Origin of the sequence: Lysobacter capsici, assembly GCF_014779555.2 — a bacterium.
In the GTDB taxonomy this organism is placed as follows: domain Bacteria; phylum Pseudomonadota; class Gammaproteobacteria; order Xanthomonadales; family Xanthomonadaceae; genus Lysobacter; species Lysobacter capsici.
On record NZ_CP094357.1, the window covers coordinates 4,646,552 to 4,665,559 of the forward strand.

Below are 19,008 nucleotides of genomic sequence, written 5' to 3' on the forward strand. Positions count from 1 at the left end.
CACCAGGCCCTGCGCACTCACTCAGCTAAAGCCCACGTCTGGCGTTCAAGTTGCGCGGCAGAGCTCATGAAGTCGAATCCTCAATTCATCGAATTCGTTGTTTTCCCGAGACAAGGGCTGACCATTTTTGTACAGGACCACATCGTTCAGCGAACCCATGCCGCCATACATCGCCAGTATTCGAGCCTTGGTGATGTCCGGCGCCGTCCCGATGGCCTCGCGATGTCGTTCCAACGCGCCGGCCCAGTCAGGCTGCGCGGCCAGATTGAGCAAGTCGACCATCCGATCCAACAACGCCTGTATTTCCCGAAGCTCGGTCATTTGAGTGGCTTCCAATCGATTACTTGAACACCGTCAATCTGCCACGGCTTGCGCACGACGATCTGCTGAGTACCGCCGACATAGAAGCCGCCCTGCGTCCCCACTTTCCCGACATACACCTCGGTGCCGGCTGGGATCTTAACCGCGAACACCGTATCGATCGGCGACTTTCCGCCGCCCGGCCACTGCGGCAGCACGGCCTTGTCGATACGCGTCTGCAGCACGCCCAACGGCGATTGCCTGCTGAAATATTGGCCCAGCGGCTGGCTCTGGGTACCCGCGCGATACAACACCGTATCTTTATCGAGCACCACCGCCTTGTATCTTCCTCCAGCGAAGGTCCCCGCCATGCCGTCATCCAACGGCCCCGGATTCATCGCGGAATACTCGCCGCTGAGCTTGCCCAGCCTGCTGCCTGGAATGTCCTGACGGCCTGTCCTGGAACGCGATGCCAGGCGCAGGGGACCGCGCGCGCTTCCCGAGCGGGAACTGTACAGGTCGAGCACGACGGCGCCCGCTTGAAGCGCGGCTCCCACTCTGGTTTCGTTACCTCCCACTGCACGGGTCAACATGGCCGGCAGCGCGAACACCCCCAGAAAACTCATGCCGACATCGTTGGCGAAGCGCCGCTGCGCCTCCGTTTCCGCCTCGCTCTGCCCTGCCAGCGGCAGTGGCGTATCGCCCATGTAGAAGCGATTGAACGCGTTCAAGGTGAGCCGCAGGCGCGCGGCCTCTTGCGCGGACATCTCGAGCTCGCCGGCGTCGTAGGCCATCATGCGGCCGTAGTAGTCCTGCACGGCCTGCAGCGGGATGAAGTCGGGTGCCTGCTCGAAGGCTAGCAGCTCGCGCCGGGCATCGGTCAAGCCCTCGGGCTCGCCGACGCGACCACGATGCTCGCTCAGATACCAGCTCGCTCGCTCCAGCACACCGGCGTTGCGCGCGTGCTCGAGTTGTTCGGCCAGATTGCGACGGACGATGCTGTCGTCCTTGTAGAAGCCTGGGTTCTGATCGACCGGCAGCGATTCCACCATCGCATCGATATCGCCGACCGCCACCACCCCGCTGCCGGACGCCGACACGGCCATGCTCGCGAACGAAGCCGCCGCCAGCCGTCCGCGACCGCCTACCACGGCATATAGGTCGGCTTGGGTGGAAGCGAAGTTCTGCCTCGACCATTGCGACATGTTCACGCGGGCATCGGCCTGCATATCGATCGCGGCCGACAAGCCCATATCCGCGGACGCCGCCAGACCGGCGAACTGACGGTCCAGGTCGGCGCCGACGCTCAGCGCGGTATCGCGCTCGATCTCGGCGTCCAGGCGACGCTGCGTCGCCGCCATGGATTTCGACAGTCTCGCTTCGAGCGTCTTCGCACCGCCGCCGGCGTTGCTCGCGACCCAATTGCCCAAGGCATTGCCGAACGCATCCAACGCGATCCGCCCGTAATCGCCCGCACCATCCAGGCCGAACGCCTGCCGCACATGCAGACTGACCACGCCCTCGGTCAGATTCGCGCCGAAACCGACCGCGAAGCCCTCGCCCTGCAGCCCCAGCGCGCCGTTGATCTTGCTGGACACCGCGGCGCTCACCGCGCTGGCGGCGACGTTGCGCCAGCTGAAAGCGGTGTCCAGGCCGGCGACTTTCTGGCCGACATAGTTCGCCGCCGAACCGATCGCGGCCAGCGCGGCTTTGCCTTGGGCGGTCCTCGTCATCACTTCGCCGAACGAAGTCGCGCCGATGCCGGCGGTGATGCCGCCCGCGACCGCGCTGGCGGCGACGTTGCGCCAGCTGAAACTGCTGACCCCGGTCGCGCTGCCGACCGCCTGGCTGGCCACGCTGCTGGCCGCGCCGGCGGCGGCGCCGGCCAGGATCGCCCCGCCGGTGGCGCTGCCCACCCACGCCGCGGCGGGAGCGGCCAGGGCGCCGTAGGTGACGACCGACACCACCACCGCGACCACCACCATCAACACCATCGCCACCGCGTTGCAGTGGTTCTTCGGCGGCGGCGCGATCATCGGCAAACCCGGCGCGGTCGGACCGATCGCCGCGGCCGGGTCGTAGGGCTTGAAGGTGGACGCGTCGTTGTGCGCGACCGTCGTATCCGGCGCGGTCAACTGGGTGCCGGCGGCCAGTTCCTGATCGGGATCGCCCAGGCCGTTGGCGTCGGCGAGCAGATACCACAACTGCTCGGCGCCATACACGCGCTGGGCCAGCGAACGCAGGGTGTCGCCGGGTTGGGCGACGACGGTGTCGCCACCGGCCTGGTAATAGCCGCGTCCGCCCAGGCTCTGGATCTGGCGGCTGGGCAGGCCGCTGCTCAGTTGCACGCCCTCGCGCAGTTCGGCCTGTTGCTGCCCGCCGGCGTGGACGAGGAAGTAATTGCCCGGCCCGCCCGCGCCGTCCTGGGTGAACACGCCACTACGCATTACGCCTTCGCGCCGGGTCTGCACCCGGCCATCGCCGTCGTGACTGTAATAGCGCATGCGGTCCTCGATCGAACCGCTGTTCAAGCGGGTGTGTTCGAGTTGCGAGCGCAGACGGCCGAAGCTGTCGTAGGTCAGGGTGTTGGTGGTGGCCGGCTGGGCCGGCTGCGCCGGCCGCGTACCGGTGACGGTCTTCTCCTGGTAGCTGTCCCAACCGTAGTAGCTGTAGCTGTAACGCTGGGTGCTGGCGTAGCTGGCGTCGGGGCTGTAGTCGTAGCGGATCAGCCGGCCGGCCGCGTCGTAACCGGTGGCGCGGTTGTCGGCGAGCGGGCCGTTGGGCTGGCGCCCGGTGTTGATGCGGTAGTCGGCGTAGGTTTTGGCCTGCAGCACCCCCAGGTCGGTGTACTGCGCGGCGAGGTTGTTGTTGTGGGCCGGACGTATCCAGCTGACGTTGAGCGCGGCGCGGCCCTTGGTGTCCAGGCTCATCAGGCGGCCGTCGATGTCGTAGACGTAAATCTCCGCCGCCGACAGCCAGCCGCCCAGGCTGATCCACTGCGCGCCATCCACGCCGATGTCGAAATTCATCGAGTTGGCGTAGTACTCGCGCACCTCGGTCACGCGGTTGTTGTCGTCGTACGTGAAACGCTTGCGCACGCCCTGGTAGGCATCGACGCCGCCGGCGGCGACTTGCTGGTGGAACTCGATCTGGCGATTGCCGCGCAGGTCGTACACCGAACGCTCCACGCGCAAGGTCGGCACGGTCGCGCCCGGCGCGGCCATGCGCAGGCTGAAACGCGCGACGATGTTGCCGGCGGCGTCGTACTTGAGCTCGTAGGATTCGGGCTCCGCATGGGTGAGCACGATCTGCCCAGCCTGCAGGACGCCGTTGTTGATCTTGAGCCGGTTCTCGGCGTCGTAGGTGTACCAATACTCCTTGGTTTCGACCGGGACGGCGGCTTCGATCCCGCCGGGTTCGACCACGCCCGGCTCGACGCCCGAATCGGCTTTCTGGCCGAGCAGCGGCAGGCCAGTGCCCATGTCGAACTCGAACGATTCCACCGCTGGGTCGATCCCCGGCTGTTCGAGCAGGGTGGCCCGTCGGACCCGAACGGTGATGTTCAGCGCGGTCCGACCGCCCTCGCCGTCATCCGCAGTCAGCGTGAAGCTGCTGGGCTGGGCGAGCCATGCGCTCCGGTCGGCGTGGAAGATATGTCCCTCGGGGCCGAACTCGTGCCGCAGCCACGAGGGGTGTCCGGAGATCATGTAGCTCATCGGATTGCCGTCGGGATCGACGAACAAGCCCGCATCCAGGGTGAGATCCGGTGGCTCGGAGTTGCTGGATGTCATCTCGAAGGTCAGCGACGCCGACGCCACGGTCGCCACCGGCGGCTGATTGGCCGCCGGCGCGGTCACCGTCATCGCGAAACTCGTCACCGTGGTCGCGCCGAAGCGGTCCCACACCGACATGGTCACGTTGAAGCTGCCCTGCGCGGTCGGCACGCCGGTGATTTCGCGGGTGAGGTGGTTGAAGCTCAGCCCCGGCGGCAACTGCTGCGCATTGACCCAGTAATCCACCGGCGCGTCCGGGTCGAACGATTCCGGGATCACATAGCGATACGCAGCGCCCTGGCGCGGATTGGGCGGAGTGAACGCCGGCACGGTCGGCGGCGCGTTGTCGCGAACGATCACCCGCAGCGATTGACTGACGCTGCCACCGCGGCCGTCGTCGGCGCTGTAGGTCAGCCAGTAGGTCCCCAACGCCGCGTTGCCGCCGATCTGGCGCGTGACCGGATCGAAGCTCAGCCCCGGCGGCAAACCGGTCAGGCGCACGCTCACGACGTCGCCGTCGCTGTCGAGGAAGGCCGGCAACGGCGGCGGGTAATGGCTGCCGTCGCGGATCAACACCATGTCCGCGTCGTTGATCGTGCCGCCCAGATACGGGTCGGTGTTGAACGCGCGCAAGGTGATCGACAGGCTGGCGAGCTTGCTGTTGCCGTCTTCGTCGCTGGCCTTGAACTGGAACGTGTAGACGTGACCGGCGGCGACATCGTCGGGCGCGCGGCCGCTCAGGCGCAGCTGCGGCTGGCCTTGTTCGTTGGTCTGCTGGAACGACAGCCAGTTCGGCAAACCGATCGTGGCGATGCTCAGGCGGTCGCCGTCGGCGTCGGTGAACACCGACGACAGCGGCATGCTCCAGTCGAATTGACGGCCAATAGTCGCCGCACGCGGCGGCAATGTGTTCGGGCCGGTGGGCGCGGTGCTGGCGACGACGCGGATCACCACGGTCTTGATCGCGCTGCGACCGCCCTGGTCGGTTGCGCGCAGGCGCAAGCTGTAGTCACCGGGCGTGGCGGGCGGCAGGGTGCTGCGCAGGCGCAGCAGACCGCCGTCCGCCGACGCGCTGAGCCAGCTCGAGATCGACGGCACCGCGCTTTCCAGTTCCAGCCGCAGCACGTCGCCCAGGTCGGGGTCGACGAAGTAGTCGCTGGCGAGCAGATCGCGGGCCCATGACTGGCCGACCTTGGCGCGCAGCACCGGTTCGACCGTGTCGATTACCGTCGGCGCGCGATTCGCACCGACCGACAGCACGAACGAAGTCGCTTCGCTGAGTCCGCCGGGACGGTTCTCGGTCGCGCTCAAGCGTATTTCGATTTGCTGGACCGTGCCGGCGGGCGGGTTGGCGATGAAACGGACCTGGCCGTTGGCGTCCGGCCCGCTCAATTGCAGCCACGACGGCCACGGCAAGCCGTCGGCGCGGCCGACGCCGAGCGTCAATGCGTCTTGTTCCGCATCGCGGAAGATGTCGCTGAACACGATCGAGAATTCCGCGTTCTGGCCGCTGCGCAACCAGCGCGCCGGCGGCGTCTGCACGACCTGCGGACGCGTGTTTTCGGCGCCCACGCCTGTGGCATTGGGGCCGTAGCCGGAACTGGCGCGGACGCTGCGGCGGTTGCCGGCCGCGTCGTAGCTGTAGCTCAGATCGAAGATGCGTTTGGTCGGCGTGCCGCCGCTGCCCAGTTCGTCGGTGTAGACGCGCTGGATGCGGTTGTTGCTGTCGTACACGGTGCGCGTGCGGGTGCGCACTACCCGGCCGGACGCATCGCGGGTATCGACCTCCTCGACCACGCGATTGCCGGCCGCGTCGTATTCATAGCGATAGCTCGGCGTCGTGCTGCCCTGTTCGTAGACGGCCTTGATCCGACCATCGGGGTAGTACGTCGTGCGTCGCGCGCCGTCGACGACATCCAGGCCGGCGCCGCCGGTCTGGCGCTCGTTCACCAGCTGACCGGTGACCGCGTCGTACTCGTTGCTGAGGTCGCGCCCGCCCAGGTTGCGATGGGCGATCAAGCGGCCGTGCACGTCGTAACTCCAGCTCATCGTGTCGATGCCGTTGAACTCGGCGATCTTGCGGCCCTGGTCGTCGTAACCGTAGGTGCTGACCGCGCCCGACGCGCTCTGGCTGCGCACCACCCGTCCGGCGCTGTCGTAGCGATAGCGGACCAGGTTGTCGAGCGCGTCGTACAGGCCGTTGCGGTCGCCGTTCTGATTGAGCACGTAACGCTGCAGACTCTTGCGTTCGCGCGCGATGCCGGCGCCGATGGGCAGATAATCGCCGATGCCGACGATGCGGCCCTGGTTGTCGTAGTCCTTGTAGGTCAGATAGCCCATCGGGTTCTGGGTCAGGCGCTGATTGCCCAGGGCGTCGAAGGCGAACAAGGTTTTCTGGTTCAAGGCATCGGCCGACGCGATCATGCGTCCGGTCGCGTCGTAGTCGTTGGTGCGGGTGTTGCCGTTGGCGTCGCGGGTCGCGACCAGCCGGCCCAGCGCGTCGTAGAACCACTGATTGACCGGACGCAGCCACTGGCGAACCCCGCTCTCGGACACCACTTCCACCAACGGGCGTTCGTCGCGGGTGACCTGGTCGCGTTCGTTGTAGCGGTAGTCGGTGCGGTAGCCGCGGGTGTCGACGATGCTCAGCACGTTGCCCCAGCGGTCCAGTTGCCGGCTCGTGGTCGGCTTCGGCGCGGCGCCGTCCTGATAGGCGGGTAGTTCGCTGCCGATGGTCCGGCCCAGGCGGTCCAGGCCGAAGCGGGTGACCGCCGATTCGACACCGGCCGCGCCGAGCACGAAATGCGCCTCGCGTACGCGGTGGCCGGCCAGGTTGTAGCCATAGGAGCGGATCGCGCCGGTTTCGTCGTCGCTGAGCAGGCGTCCGGCCAGGTCGTAGCGGTAATCCAGCACGCCGGCCACGTCGCCGTACTGCTTGCTGACGATTTCGCCGAAGGCGTTGTAGCCCACGGTTTCGAGCAGATCGGTGGCCAGCACCGCGCCGGCCGCGGATTCGCGGGTGCGCTGCGATTCCAACTGGCGACCGGCCGCGTCGTAACGGAAGCGGTCGTGCACGCGCACCGCTCCGCCCGCCAGATCGGTGTCGAGCACCGACCAACGCTCGACGATGCGGTCGGCGTCGTCGTAGATCAGGTAGGTCCTGTTGCCGTTCGCGATGCCGGTGCCGGTGTCGGTTTCGCGCTTGACGAACACGACCACCGCCCTGCCCTGCCCGTCGTAGCGCACGCGTTCGATCTGATCGCGTTGGTCGTCGGCGACCGCGCCGCCCGCGCGCAGGCCGTTGGCGTAACGACGGGTCTCGATGACGTTGCCGAACGCGTCGTAACGCATCTGGGTGTAGGGCGAGGCCCACGCATACAGCGTGCCCACGCCCAGGTCGGCGCCGTTGCGCAACTGGGCGTCGGCATCGGCGGCGAGCACGTTACGGGCGGGTTCGGTCAGGTTGATCGCACGACCCAGCGCGTCGTACACGGTGCTGGTCACACCGGTGTCGTCGCTCAGCCGGATCAGGCGATCGCGGCCGTCGTACTCGAACTGGCTCATCACCTCGCGCACGCCGGAACTGCCCTGGCTGTCGGCGAAATGACGCTGCATGTACTCGCGGTGCTTGCGTCCGAGCGGGTCGTACTCCCAGCGGGTGATGCGGTCGAAACCGACGATGTCGTCGCCGCTGGCCGGCAACGACGGCGGCGTCGCGGCGCTCAGGTTCGAAGTCGCGATAGCGCGCGCGTATTCGACGCGGCGCTTGAGTTCGCCGGTGGGGTGGTACTCGTTGGCGGTGACATACCCTTCTGCGTCGACGCTCAACAGCAGCCGGCCGAGGTCGTCGTAGTAGAAATAGCTGTCGGCCCAGCGCGCGTCGCTTTGGCCGCGGGTGCCCTGCAGCAACACCGATTCCTTGACCTTGCGGCCGTAGGCGTCGTACTCGTACGCGGTCGTGGGCCGACCGGTCGCGGCGGTGCCGTCGTCGCGGTAATACTCCAGCGGGCTCTGTTCGACCCGCGCCACCTGGCCGCGCTTGTCGTAGAAGGTGGTGATGCCGCGGTCCTTGGCGGCGTCGTAGACCACGCCGTTGACCGACTGCGCATAACTGATGGCATGGCCCGCGGACCAGCCCGACAAGGCGCCGAAATTGAACGCGGTCGCGTGGCGGTACAGGCCGGTGCGTTCGCCGAAGACGTTGTATTCGTAGCGGGTGACGTAACCGGCCGGGTCGATGTCCAGGTACAACTGGCCGAAATCGTCATAGACCTTGTAGCTGTAGCGGCCGGACACGTCCTTGTTGACCACCGCGCGGCCGAGGCTGTCGTAGCCGACCTCGGTGCTGGGCCGGGTGCCGCCGATATCCAGCGCGCCGGTCGCCGGATCGATGCGACCGGCCAGCGGGAACACCGTGCGATTTTGCCGGCCGGCCGCGTCGTACTCGTAATGGGTCATCCGCGCCTGCGCGGTGCCGTCGTCCTCGCTGCGCGAGAGCACCTGTCCCAGCGCGTTGTAGTTGGTGCGGGTCACGATCGAACGGTTCTGCGTGGTCACCACGCCGTCGGCGTCGATCGTCGACACGTCCACCCGCGGACTGGTCTCGGTGATGCGGCGGCCGGCGCCGTCGTAGCCGTAGGTCCACACCCGCCCGTTCTTGTCGAGCAGTTCGATCAGCAGACCGGAGGCGTCGTAGGTGTAGCGCTCGACTTGATCGGCGGCATCGGTCACCCGCTCGACCCGGCCCGCGTTGTCGTAGCGGGTGACGGTCATGCGCTGGCGCATGCCGGCGACCGCGAGGCTCAACCCGGTCTCGGTCATCGGCGTGGCCGCGGCGATCAGGCCCTCGTACTCCCGCACCACGGTCACGCGCCCGGCTTCGTCGTACTCGCGCGCGACCACCGCGCCGGCATCGTCGACGGTGTAACGCGCGCGGCCGGCCTGGTCGTAGACATAGCGGGTTTGGCGCAGATTGCCCGTGCCGCCGGCGATGCCGAGCGCGGTGGTCACCGCGGCTTCGGAAACCGCGGTGCTGATCGGGATGCGCACGCCGTACAGGTTTTCGGCGACGACGCGGCCGCTGTCGTCGAAGCGGCGTTCGCTGACCGTCGCGGTGCTGGCGCTGTCCTGCACCAGCGTGTAGCGCTCGCGGCCGACGGCGTCGTAGACATGCCTCACCATGCGCGCGTCGTTCGAGACGATCAGGGCGGCGATGTCCTGCGGCGGGACGGTGCCCGCGCGCAGACGCTGCCGCAATGCGTCGCTGATCGCGATGGTGTTGGAGTAAGTCAATTCCGAGGCTAGGCGCCCGGCCACGTCATAGCGGCTTTCGCTGATGCGGCCGTGCAGGTCGATGCGGTAGCGCACCCGGCCGTCGCCGTCGTAAACGATGTAGCTGCCTTGGTCACCCGCCTGCTCGATGCTGAGCCCATTCAACTGCGCGAGCGTGGTGGTATCGCTGAGCCCGGCCGGCGCGGTCGCCTCCAGGTAGGCGCGCGTGGCGACCTCGCGGCCGGCCGGGTCGTACCAGCGGCGGACGATCGCGCCGGTCGCATCGACGCTGTAGATAAGCCGGTTGGCTTCGTCGTAATAGCTGCGCTGGGTGTAGCGTTGGCTGCCCTCATCGATGACATAACGACGCAGCAAATTGTCGTTGGCATCGAAGACGTAACCCGTGGTCAGCGCGAGACCCGCGGGATCGACCACCTCGCCGATACGACGGCCCAGCACGTCGTAGTCGTAGCGGACCGTGCGCGCCTGGGCGGTGCCGGCGCCTTCGGTGACGGTGAGCTGGCGGCCGTGCGCGTCGTAGGAATATCCGGTGCGCAGATTCAGGTCGTCCGGATCGAGCGCGGTTTCGAGCAGGCGCCCTTCGCGATCGTAGCGATGCTGCACGACCCGCCCGCTCGCATCGGTCACGCGCTGGTTGCGGCCCTGGCCGTCGTAGACATAGCTCGTCGTCAACGCCAGTTGCTGCGGATCCTCGATGCGCTGCAAAACCCGGCCGACCGCGTCGTAGCGCAGTTCGACCCGGCGTCCGCTGGCGTCGACGCTCGCGCTGAGCAGGCCGCGGCTGTCGTATTCGTTGACGGCCTGCTTGTTGAGCGGATCGGTCACGCTCAGCAAGTGACCGTCTCGGTCGTAGCGGTAATTGGTGACCGCGATGCCGCCGCCGGGAATGGCCTGCGACACCGACAACTGCTGGCCGTGGCGGGTGTACGCCGTGGTGACTTCGACGCCTTCGGGCGTGGTCACGCGCATGCTGCGCGCGGCGGTGTCGTAGAAATAGCTGGTGACGCGTCCGTTCGGATCGGTCTGGCTCAGCATGCGCGCATAGGCGTCGTAGCTGCTGATCCAGGTTTCGGCACGGCCCTGCACGGTCTGGCTGCGGCTGACCTGACGTCCGAGACGGTCGTAGCCGAACGTGGTCGTCGCGCCGCGCGCGTCGCTGGCGGCGACGACCCGGCCGAAGGCGTCGTAGCTCCACGACAACTGCCGCTGCAAGACGGTGTTCGGCGCTTCGATGCGGGTCTTGATCAGGCCGCGGTTGTCGTAGCTGCTGTCGATGCGCAGTTCGAGCGCGGTGCCGAATGCGCGCTGCTCGACGGTGCGATCGCCGTGGCCGTTGTAGCTGTAGCGCAGCACCGCGTTTTCGGCGTCGCGCACTTCGGCGAGCTGGCCGCGGCGGTTGTAACTGTAGCTGCGACGGCTATCGCTGGCGGCGGTATAGGCCAGGGTGGTCAGCGCGGTGGCGACGCTGTCGCGGTCGCCGGGCACGGCGATGGTCAGCAAGCCGGTATACGCGGTGGTTTCGATCGCATCGCCGAACGCGCTGTAGCGGACCTGGCTGACTTCGCCGCGCGCGTTGAGCACGCCGCTCGTGCCCGGCAGGCCGCGCACGGTGTAGGTCGGGCGGCCGTCGGCGTCGTGGAAGTACCAGGTCTTGTGGCCGTCGGCATCGATGCTTTCGATGCGCCGTCCCAAGCCGTCGTAGCTGTGGCGGGTGCCGTACTGGGCGAACACCGCGTCGATCTGCGCCTGGGTCATGTCCGGACGCAGACGGGTGGTGCCTTCGCCGCCGAGTTCGCCGATCAATTCGCCGAACACGTTGTAGCGCAGCCGGCCCTCGCGCACTTCGCTGGTGTCGGCCGCGAGTTCCGTGCGGACCAGATTGCCTTGCGCGTCATAGGTGTTGCGGGTGACCGTGCCCTCGGGATCGGTCTGCACCGTCAGCCGACCCAAGGCGTCGTAGCCGCGCCGGGTCTCGCGCACGCGTCCGGCCTGCGCGCGGCTGAGCAAGGTCGCCAGGGTTTCCGTGCCGGTCAGGCCGGTCAGCTGGGTTTCGAACGCGCGGGTGGTGTCCTGGGCTAGGCGTTCGTTGCGCAGGTACTGGGTCAGATAGCCCTCGGCGTCGAGCATCGCCAAGGTGTTGCCGCGGCCGTCAAAGAACCACAGCGTGACCTGGTCCTGCGCGGTGGCGGCCGGACGCATCTGGCCCAGCGTGGCTTCGCGCAGGTTCGATGCGACCGCGCTCGCGTAGGCGACGCTGCGGGTGCGATTGCCGGCGAGGTCGTAGTTGTGCTCGACCAGATAGCCCTCGGCGTCGAGGCGGCCGAGTTCGCGCCCCATCGCGTCGTAAAAATACCGAGCGATGCGTTCTTCGTTCTGCGGCGCGTTCACGCGCGGCAGTTGCCGGGTGCGGATCAGACGGTCGTTGAGGTCGTGGCTGAAATAGGTGACCCGGCCCTCGCCATCGGTTTCGACGTTCTTGCGGCCGAGCAGATCGTAGAACGTGGTGACGGTGCGATCCTGCGGCGTGGCGGTCGGCCGTACCAGGGCGATGTCGGTCGGTACCTGGGCCAGATTCGGCGAGGCCGGCGGCGCCGGCATCCACGCGCGGGTGTCGAGCACGGTTGCGTAGCGCACGGTCTGGACGATGCGGCCGAAGGTGTCGCGGACGTATTCGACCAGGGCGCCGGTCGCGTCGACCTCGCCGACCAGTTGTCGTTCGACGTCGTAGAACAGATAGCTGCGTCCGCCGTTGGCGTCCTGCACCGCGCGCAACAGGCCGGCGCGGTCGTAAAGGTTGCGGGTTTCGCGCGTTGTCGTCGGGCCGCCGAGCGCGCGTTCGCTCACCAGCACCACCTGCCCGGCGGCGTCGCGCTGTTCGATCCGGACCCGATCGTTGCTGATGTCGCCATCGTCGACCGCGCCGCCTTCGACGATCGCGGTCGCCAGCCGCTGCGAATCGGTGTAGGCCCAACTGCGCGACTGCAAGGCCACGGCATTGCGATCGAACACTTTCTCCGCGAGCAGCCGGCCCATGCCATCGTAAACGTAGACGGTGCGGCGCAAGTCCACGCCGCTGGACGCGCTGCGTTCGAGCACGCGGCCGCGTTCGTCGTAGCGATAGTCTTCGATCAGATCCGCATCGCCGGCGATGCCGTTGCCGGCGGCGTCGACCGCGGCGTAGCGGCGCCAAGCCACGCTGCCGAAGGCGTCGTAGCTGTACTGGGTCAGGCCGCTGTTGGCCTTGCGCGGCGCGGTGCTTGCCCAGGCTTCGAGCGCGGCCAGGGTGTAGGCGCCGGTGTAGGTCGCGTCCAGATACTGGCGCGCCTTGAGGATGCGCCCGACGCCGAAACCGGCGCTGGCGTATTCGCTCTCGCTGACCTCGCCGGCGGCATTGACCACGAAGCGCAGGCGATTGGCCGCGTCGTAGATATAGCGGGTGATCAGCGCGTTCGCCGGCGGCGTCAGCGCCTCATTCTTGCCGGTTTCGCTGCTGACGCCGGCGCCTGCGCTGGCGCGACCGAGAATGTCGCCCTCGTCGACTTCGTAGACGGTTTCGCTGGTGACCTGATTAGCCGCGTTGAAGCTTCGCTCGGTGACGCGGGTGATTACCCGCAATCCGGAGGAAATGAATTCGCGCTGCTCGATCGCATTGCCGTTGGCGTCATAGCGATACACCCGACCGGCCGCGCCGTCGACCATGGCGGCGGTGAGATTGCCGTCGGCGTCGTATTCGTAAGTGTAGGTTTCCTGCCAGCCGCCGGCGGACGGCTGTTCGGCGGCGATCAGTTGATTGCTTTCGTCGTAGTAATAGACCCAGGTGCGTCCGGTCGAATCGCTGACCCGGGTCGAACGTGCCCCGGTGTCGTAGGCGAAGCTCAGGGTCTGGCCCTGGCCGTCGGCGTCGTTGTCGTTGAGATCGCCGCGGGTCAGCGTGCGCACCCGGCCGAGCGCGTCGTAGGTGTAGCTGACCACGGCGCCGTCGCTGTGCTGCACCGATGCGATCTGCAGGCTGCTCGCATCGACATAGCTGTAGACGGTGCGGAACAGATGGCCGTCATTGACGGCGGCGGTCGCGCTCCATTCGTCGTCGCCGGTCTTGCCCGGGGTGAGGTCGTGGGTGACCGTGCTCAACCGCCCGGCCGCGTCGTAGCCGTACCAGACCCGGCCGACCGCCTGACTGCCGGAATAACTGGTGACGCTGGCGAGGTTGGCGCCGGCGTAGGTGAACTGCATCCGGCTTAGGTTGCCGTTGCCGTCGTTGGCGGCGACTTCGGTCACCCGCCCTTGCGGGTCGTAGCTCAGGTTCCAGGTGGTCGGCTGCTGCGGATCGCTCTTGAGATCGCGGATGCGGGTCAGGCGGCCGCCGGTGGCGGGATCGGCGTAGGTTTCCTCCAGCCGGGTATCGCCTTCCTCGTACAGCCACTGCAGGGTCTTGCCGTCGCGGCGCAGGCTGTCGTGCGCGCCGTCGCCGACGGTCGAGCGATACAGGCCGTTGCCGGCGTAGGCGAAATCCTGATACGAGCCGTCGCCGCTGTGTCGACGCATCACGCTGCCGGCCTGGTTGAGCGTGCCGATCAATTCGATCCGGCGTTCGAACCCGGTCAACCAGGCGTCGCTGCCGGCGTCGGCGAACGTGCCGCGGCTGTTGTAGGTGCGGCTGAAGCCGACCGTCATGCCGCGCATCACGACCTGATCGTCGAAACTGTGCAGCAGCAGATTGCCGGTGGCGATGTTGACGTACTGGCTGTCCTGCCCCTGCCCGTAACGCGCGCTCGCGCCCAGGCCCTTGCCGATCTGGCTGAAGGAGCTGTTGAACAGTCCCAGCCCGCTGCCTGAAATCACTGCCGCCATCGTCCTGTCCTCGAGCGTGGTTACGGCCCGGATTGGTCGGGCCTCTCGAGGAATTCATCCGCGCCGAAGGTGCGCGGGTTTAGATGTTTTCGGCCGGGAATATGCGGTTTTGCGATGCGGCCAGCAGAAGCGGAAATTGCCTGCGGAATTTCGCGGATTGGGTGATCCGTTTTTTCTGGTTGTTACGAGTCTGGTTTTTTATGGGCGGGGGTTGGGTTGGTGGAACGGGTGAGTTTTTGGGGCGGCGAGAGGGGCTTGGGTGCAAGCAGAAGCAAAAGCGAATCCCCCCTGCCCCCCTTTTCCAAAGGGGGGAAAAGCAACGGCGAGGATGATTGGGCTTGTGGTCGCGATGGCGGCGACAGCTTCACTATTGCCATTGCCATAGCCATAGCCATAGCCATAACCAAGCCATTGCTGTCGCTATCGCTGTTCCCCCCTTTGGAAAAGGGGGGCAGGGGGGATTCGCTGTTGCTGTTGCTGTTGCTGTTGCTGCTGTTGCTGCTGTTGCTGTTGTTGCTGCTGTTGTTGCCGCAGCCGTAACCGCGCCGCTACCCCACCCCATCCACCGCGAACCCGACGCATCACTGCCGCTGCGCATACTCCACAGCCGGCAACGACGACAGCTTGCCGAGCAAGGTCGACAACTGGCCGTAGTCGGCCACCCGCAACCGCAGGCGCAAACGCACCTGCGCGCCGTTGCGCTCGACATCGCTGCGGATGCTCAGCACGTGCGCGTTGGACTGGGCGATCACGTTGGTGACTTCCTTGAGCAGCCACTTGCGGTCCAGCGCCAACACTTCGATGTCGACTTCGTAGCCGCTGCCCTTGCGGCCCCACTCCACCGGCAGCACCCGCTGCGGCGTGGCCGCGGCCAGGCGTTCGAACGCCTGACAGCCGGGACGATGCACGCTGACGCCGCGGCCGCGGGTCAGATAGCCGACGATGGGTTCGCCCGGCAGCGGCTGGCAGCAGCGCGCCAGCTGCACCAGCAGATTGCCGACGCCTTCGACGGTGAAATCGGTGGACTTGCCCGGCACCTTGCGCGGCGCCGGCGGCGTGACCACGGTGGTGCCGCTGGCATGGGTCGCGGCCGGCGGCGGCGCCGACTGCGCGCGTTCGTGCTCGAGCAAGGCGCGGCCGATCTGATGCGGGCCGATGTCGCCGAGCGCGACCTGCACGTAAAGATCGCCGTCGCTGGCCAGGGTGAAGCGCTCGCGCGCCGGCGCCAGATCGGCGCCGAGCAGGCCGAGCCGGCGCAGTTCCTTGTCGAGCAGTTCGCGGCCGGCGGTTTCGTTGCGCGAACGGTCGAGCTTGTGGAACCAGTTGCGGACTTTCTCGCGCGAACGATTGCTGGCCAAAAAGCCGTTCGCCAGCACCAGCCAGTCGCGCCGAGGCTCGCCGGTTTTCGCGGTCAGGATCTCGACCCGGTCGCCGCTGCGCAGCTTGTGATCGAGCGGCACGATGCGCCCGTCGACCTTGGCGCCGCGGCAGCGATGCCCGACCTCCGTATGCACGTGGTAGGCGAAATCCAGCGGCGTCGCGCCGGTCGGCAGATCGATCACCTCGCCCTTGGGGGTGAGCACATAGACCCGGTCCTCGACCAGTTCGGTATCGAGTTCGCTCGCCAGCGCCTCGTCGCCGCCCTGGCCGCCATCGCCCTTGGCGTCGAGCAATCGGCGCATCCAGGCGATCTTGCGGTCGAACGCGGCGTCGGCGCTGTGGCTGCCGGCTTCCTTGTATTTCCAGTGCGCGGCCACGCCGAGTTCGGCCTGGCGGTGCATCTCGTGGGTGCGGATCTGCACTTCCAGGGTCTTGCCTTCCGGGCCGATCACCGCGGTGTGCAGCGAGCGGTAGTCGTTGCGCTTGGGCCGGGCGATGTAGTCGTCGAATTCGCTCGGCACCGGTGTCCAGGTCGCATGCACCACGCCGAGCGCGGCGTAGCACGCGCCCACATCGTCGACCATCACCCGCACCGCGCGCAGGTCGTACAGCTCGCTGATCGGCGCGTCCTTGCGCTGCATCTTCTTCCAGATGCTGTAGATGTGCTTGGGCCGGCCGGCGACCTCGGCCTTGAGCCCTTGCGCGCTCATCGCCTCGCGTAAGGTGCGCTTGACCTGCTCGATGTAGCGCTCGCGATCGCCGCGCTTTTCGTCGAGCAGGCGCGCGATCTTCTGATAGGTCTGCGGCTCCAGGTAACGGAACGCGAGGTCCTCGAGTTCCCACTTGAGCTGCCAGATGCCCAGCCGGTTGGCCAGCGGCGCGTGGATGTCGCGGGTCAACGCGGCCAGTTCGCGGCGCGTGTCCGCCGGCAGGTGATCGGCGTGGCGCATGCGCGCGAGCTGACGCGCGAGCAGGATCGGCACCACCCGCAGGTCGCGCACGATCGCCAGCAGCAGCCGGCGCAGCCCTTCGGTGCCCGAATGCCGGCCCTGTTCGGCATGCAGCGCCCACACCTGGCCGGCGGCGCGCTGGCCGTCGAGCAGGGCCGCGACCACCGGGTAATCGCGTTCGAAGCCCGCGCCCATCGCGCTCGCCCAGCCGGGATGGGCGTGCAGGATCGCCGCGGCGACGGTGTCGCTGTCGGCGTCGAGCAGGGCCAGCGCGTCCAGGGTCGCGGCGACCACCGCCGGCGCGTCCAGCGCATTCGCGCCGGCCTGCGGCGCCTGCGCCGCCTCCAGCAAGGCCTTGCGCAGCGGTGCGGCCAGGGCCGCCGCCGCGGGCTGGGCCAGGACGTGGGTCAGATCGGGTCGGGGCTGAGCGGCGGGAACGTTCACTGCGTGGGGACGGATCGAAGCGGGAAGAGCGAGCGTCTACACTAGCGAGCATCCGCCCCGAGGAACAGCACGATGTCCGCGATTCTCCTTTCCACGCCGCGCCCGGCGCTGTCGCGCCTGCTCATCGCCGCCGCGATCGCCCTGGCCCTGGCCGCGCCGGCCGCGCTGGCGCAGTCGAAGATCGAACAACAGATGAGCGCCGAACAGTTCAAGGCCGCCGGCCTGGATCAACTGAGCCCGGAGCAGCTGAGCAACCTGAACGCCTGGCTCAACCGCACCCTCGACAGCGAGACCACCAAGGCCGTGGTCAAGGCCAAGGAAGAAACCCGCGCCCAGGTCAAGCACGAAAACCGCGGCTTCCTCGGCTCGGGTTCGCGCGAAGCGGTGGTGGCGCGCATGACCGGCCCGTTCAACGGTTTCTCGCGCGGCCAGACCTACATCCTCGACAACGGCCAGGAATGGCGTCAGGACGACAACGCCGACCTGCCCGGCGTGCATCTGGACGCGCCGCAGGTGCGCATCACCCCGAGCGTGATCGGCAACGTCTGGTACATGGCGGTGCAGGGTTACAACACCCGCGCCAAGGTCACGCGGACCAAGTAAGCTGCGCGGCGACGGCCGATTCCCCTTTCGCGTCCTATTTTTCGGAGTGTTCTCATGCGTGCGTTCGCCCCACTGAGCCTTGCCGTGCTGCTCGCCGTTTCCGCCGGCGCGAGCGCGGCCGAACGTCATTACGTGCCCGTCGAGCAGCGCTTCAGCGCCGAACAGATGCAGGCCACCGGCCTGTCGTCGCTGTCGCCCGCGCAGCTGACGTTGTTGAACGAATTGCTGAGCCAGGATCAGACCAAGGCGGTCGCCGAGGCCGAGCGCAAGATCCAGGCCGAGCGCAACGACCCGTTCTCCAAGGTCGCCGCCGATCCGATCCATTCCACCATCAAGGGCGAGTTCCGCGGTTTCTCCGGCGGCAGCGTGATCGTGCTCGACAACGGCCAGCGCTGGCGGGTGATCGACGGCTCGCTGTTCATCGGCAAGCCGGTGACGTCGCCGAAGGTCACCATCAAGCCCGGCATGATGGGCGCGTGGTATCTCGAGGTGGACGGGCAGATTCCGAAGGCCAAGGTCAAGCGGGTCGACGGGGGCTGAGGCTTGGCTTTCGGTCGGCGGCCGGGCTGTCGGTCGCACGACGCATCCCAGAAGCATTTGATCGCAGACGCCGGCGCATAGCCGGCGTTTGCGTTTGTCGGGATGCCGCTCGCAATGCGTGCGCTTGGCTCGCACCTTCTCATCAAGCGTTCGTCGACGCGGGTGGTCCGCGGTCGCGGCTTGCGCCGCTCCTACAGGGTGGCCAGGCAGCTTCGGCTTGAGCTTGAAGCCGCGCAGTTCATCCAGCGCTGCGAAGCTCGGAACTCGCGAGAACAAAAGGACACCCGTAGGGCGGCGTGCAGGATGCACGCCGTGCGCCACCGGGACATGGATGTCCCGTGTGGCGCATGCCCGCGCAAGCACCGCACGCGCGGGCCCTTGATTCACAAAAAAGCATTTTTCTTTGGTTATCTTTCTTTTGTTGCTTTAGACAAAAGAAAGTGACCCGCCGCTTCAGCGGCGGAACGCTTTTGATCCTGTTTGCAGCTTTAAAGGCTTCAAAGCTCTAGAGCTTTTGAAGCCAGAGGCAAGATCAACAGCTTTCGTCCGCAAGCGGCCGAGTTACTTTCTTTTGTCAAAAGCGACAAAAGTCCGCCTGGATTCCCTTCGGTCAAAAGGTAACCAAAGAAAAACGCTTTTCTTTGAATCAAGGGCCCGCAAGTGCGGAGCATTCGCGGGCACGCGCCACACGGGACATCCATGTCCCGGTGGCGCGCAACGCGCATCCCTGCGCGTCGCCCTTCGGGTGTCCTTTTGCTAACGCGAGTCAGTGGCCTCGCAGCGCTGGATGAACTGCGCGGCTTCAAGCACGAGCCGAACTTGCATGGTCTACCTGTAGGAGCGGCGCAAGCCGCGACCGCGCCACATCAATAACC

At 67.1% G+C, this 19,008-nt stretch carries 6 protein-coding genes; 3 read left to right on the forward strand and 3 right to left on the reverse strand.

The genetic code is table 11. The features are described from left to right. Positions 1 to 45: 45 nt before the first annotated feature. On the reverse strand, positions 46 to 321 hold the full coding sequence (locus tag IEQ11_RS19075; RefSeq protein ID WP_036112801.1) for a DUF6966 domain-containing protein: 276 nt from the start codon (positions 319 to 321) through the stop codon (positions 46 to 48). Then, positions 318 to 14,216 (reverse strand): putative Ig domain-containing protein, encoded by a 13,899-nt coding sequence (locus IEQ11_RS19080; protein WP_191823203.1) that lies wholly within the window; start codon positions 14,214 to 14,216, stop codon positions 318 to 320. The genes IEQ11_RS19075 and IEQ11_RS19080 overlap by 4 nt, the downstream gene beginning before the upstream one ends. Before the next feature lie 219 nt (positions 14,217 to 14,435). On the opposite strand from IEQ11_RS19080, the gene IEQ11_RS19085 reads away from it, so the two are divergent. After that, positions 14,436 to 14,756, forward strand: a complete 321-nt coding sequence (locus tag IEQ11_RS19085; protein WP_191823202.1) for a hypothetical protein — start codon at positions 14,436 to 14,438, stop codon at positions 14,754 to 14,756. A 41-nt stretch (positions 14,757 to 14,797) separates the two neighbouring features. Here IEQ11_RS19085 and IEQ11_RS19090 read toward each other — a convergent pair whose 3' ends face one another. Further along, positions 14,798 to 16,990: a RelA/SpoT family protein gene (locus IEQ11_RS19090; RefSeq protein WP_247024608.1), complete on the reverse strand. Its 2,193-nt coding sequence runs from the start codon at positions 16,988 to 16,990 to the stop codon at positions 14,798 to 14,800. A gap of 72 nt (positions 16,991 to 17,062) precedes the next feature. Between IEQ11_RS19090 and IEQ11_RS19095 the strand changes: the two genes are divergently transcribed. After that, a complete protein-coding gene (locus tag IEQ11_RS19095; protein WP_191823201.1) occupies positions 17,063 to 17,593 on the forward strand; it encodes a hypothetical protein in 531 nt (176 codons plus the stop codon). Between the two features lie 54 nt (positions 17,594 to 17,647). Further along, on the forward strand, positions 17,648 to 18,133 hold the full coding sequence (locus IEQ11_RS19100; protein WP_191823200.1) for a hypothetical protein: 486 nt from the start codon (positions 17,648 to 17,650) through the stop codon (positions 18,131 to 18,133). Positions 18,134 to 19,008: the final 875 nt, after the last annotated feature.

Coding starts and splice junctions, on each gene's coding strand:
- IEQ11_RS19080 (WP_191823203.1), bottom strand. CDS start 14,216: ATGGCGGCAGTGATTTCAGGCAGCGGGCTGGGACTGTTCAACAGCTCC.
- IEQ11_RS19095 (WP_191823201.1), top strand. CDS start 17,063: ATGTCCGCGATTCTCCTTTCCACGCCGCGCCCGGCGCTGTCGCGCCTG.
- IEQ11_RS19100 (WP_191823200.1), top strand. CDS start 17,648: ATGCGTGCGTTCGCCCCACTGAGCCTTGCCGTGCTGCTCGCCGTTTCC.
- IEQ11_RS19075 (WP_036112801.1), bottom strand. CDS start 321: ATGACCGAGCTTCGGGAAATACAGGCGTTGTTGGATCGGATGGTCGAC.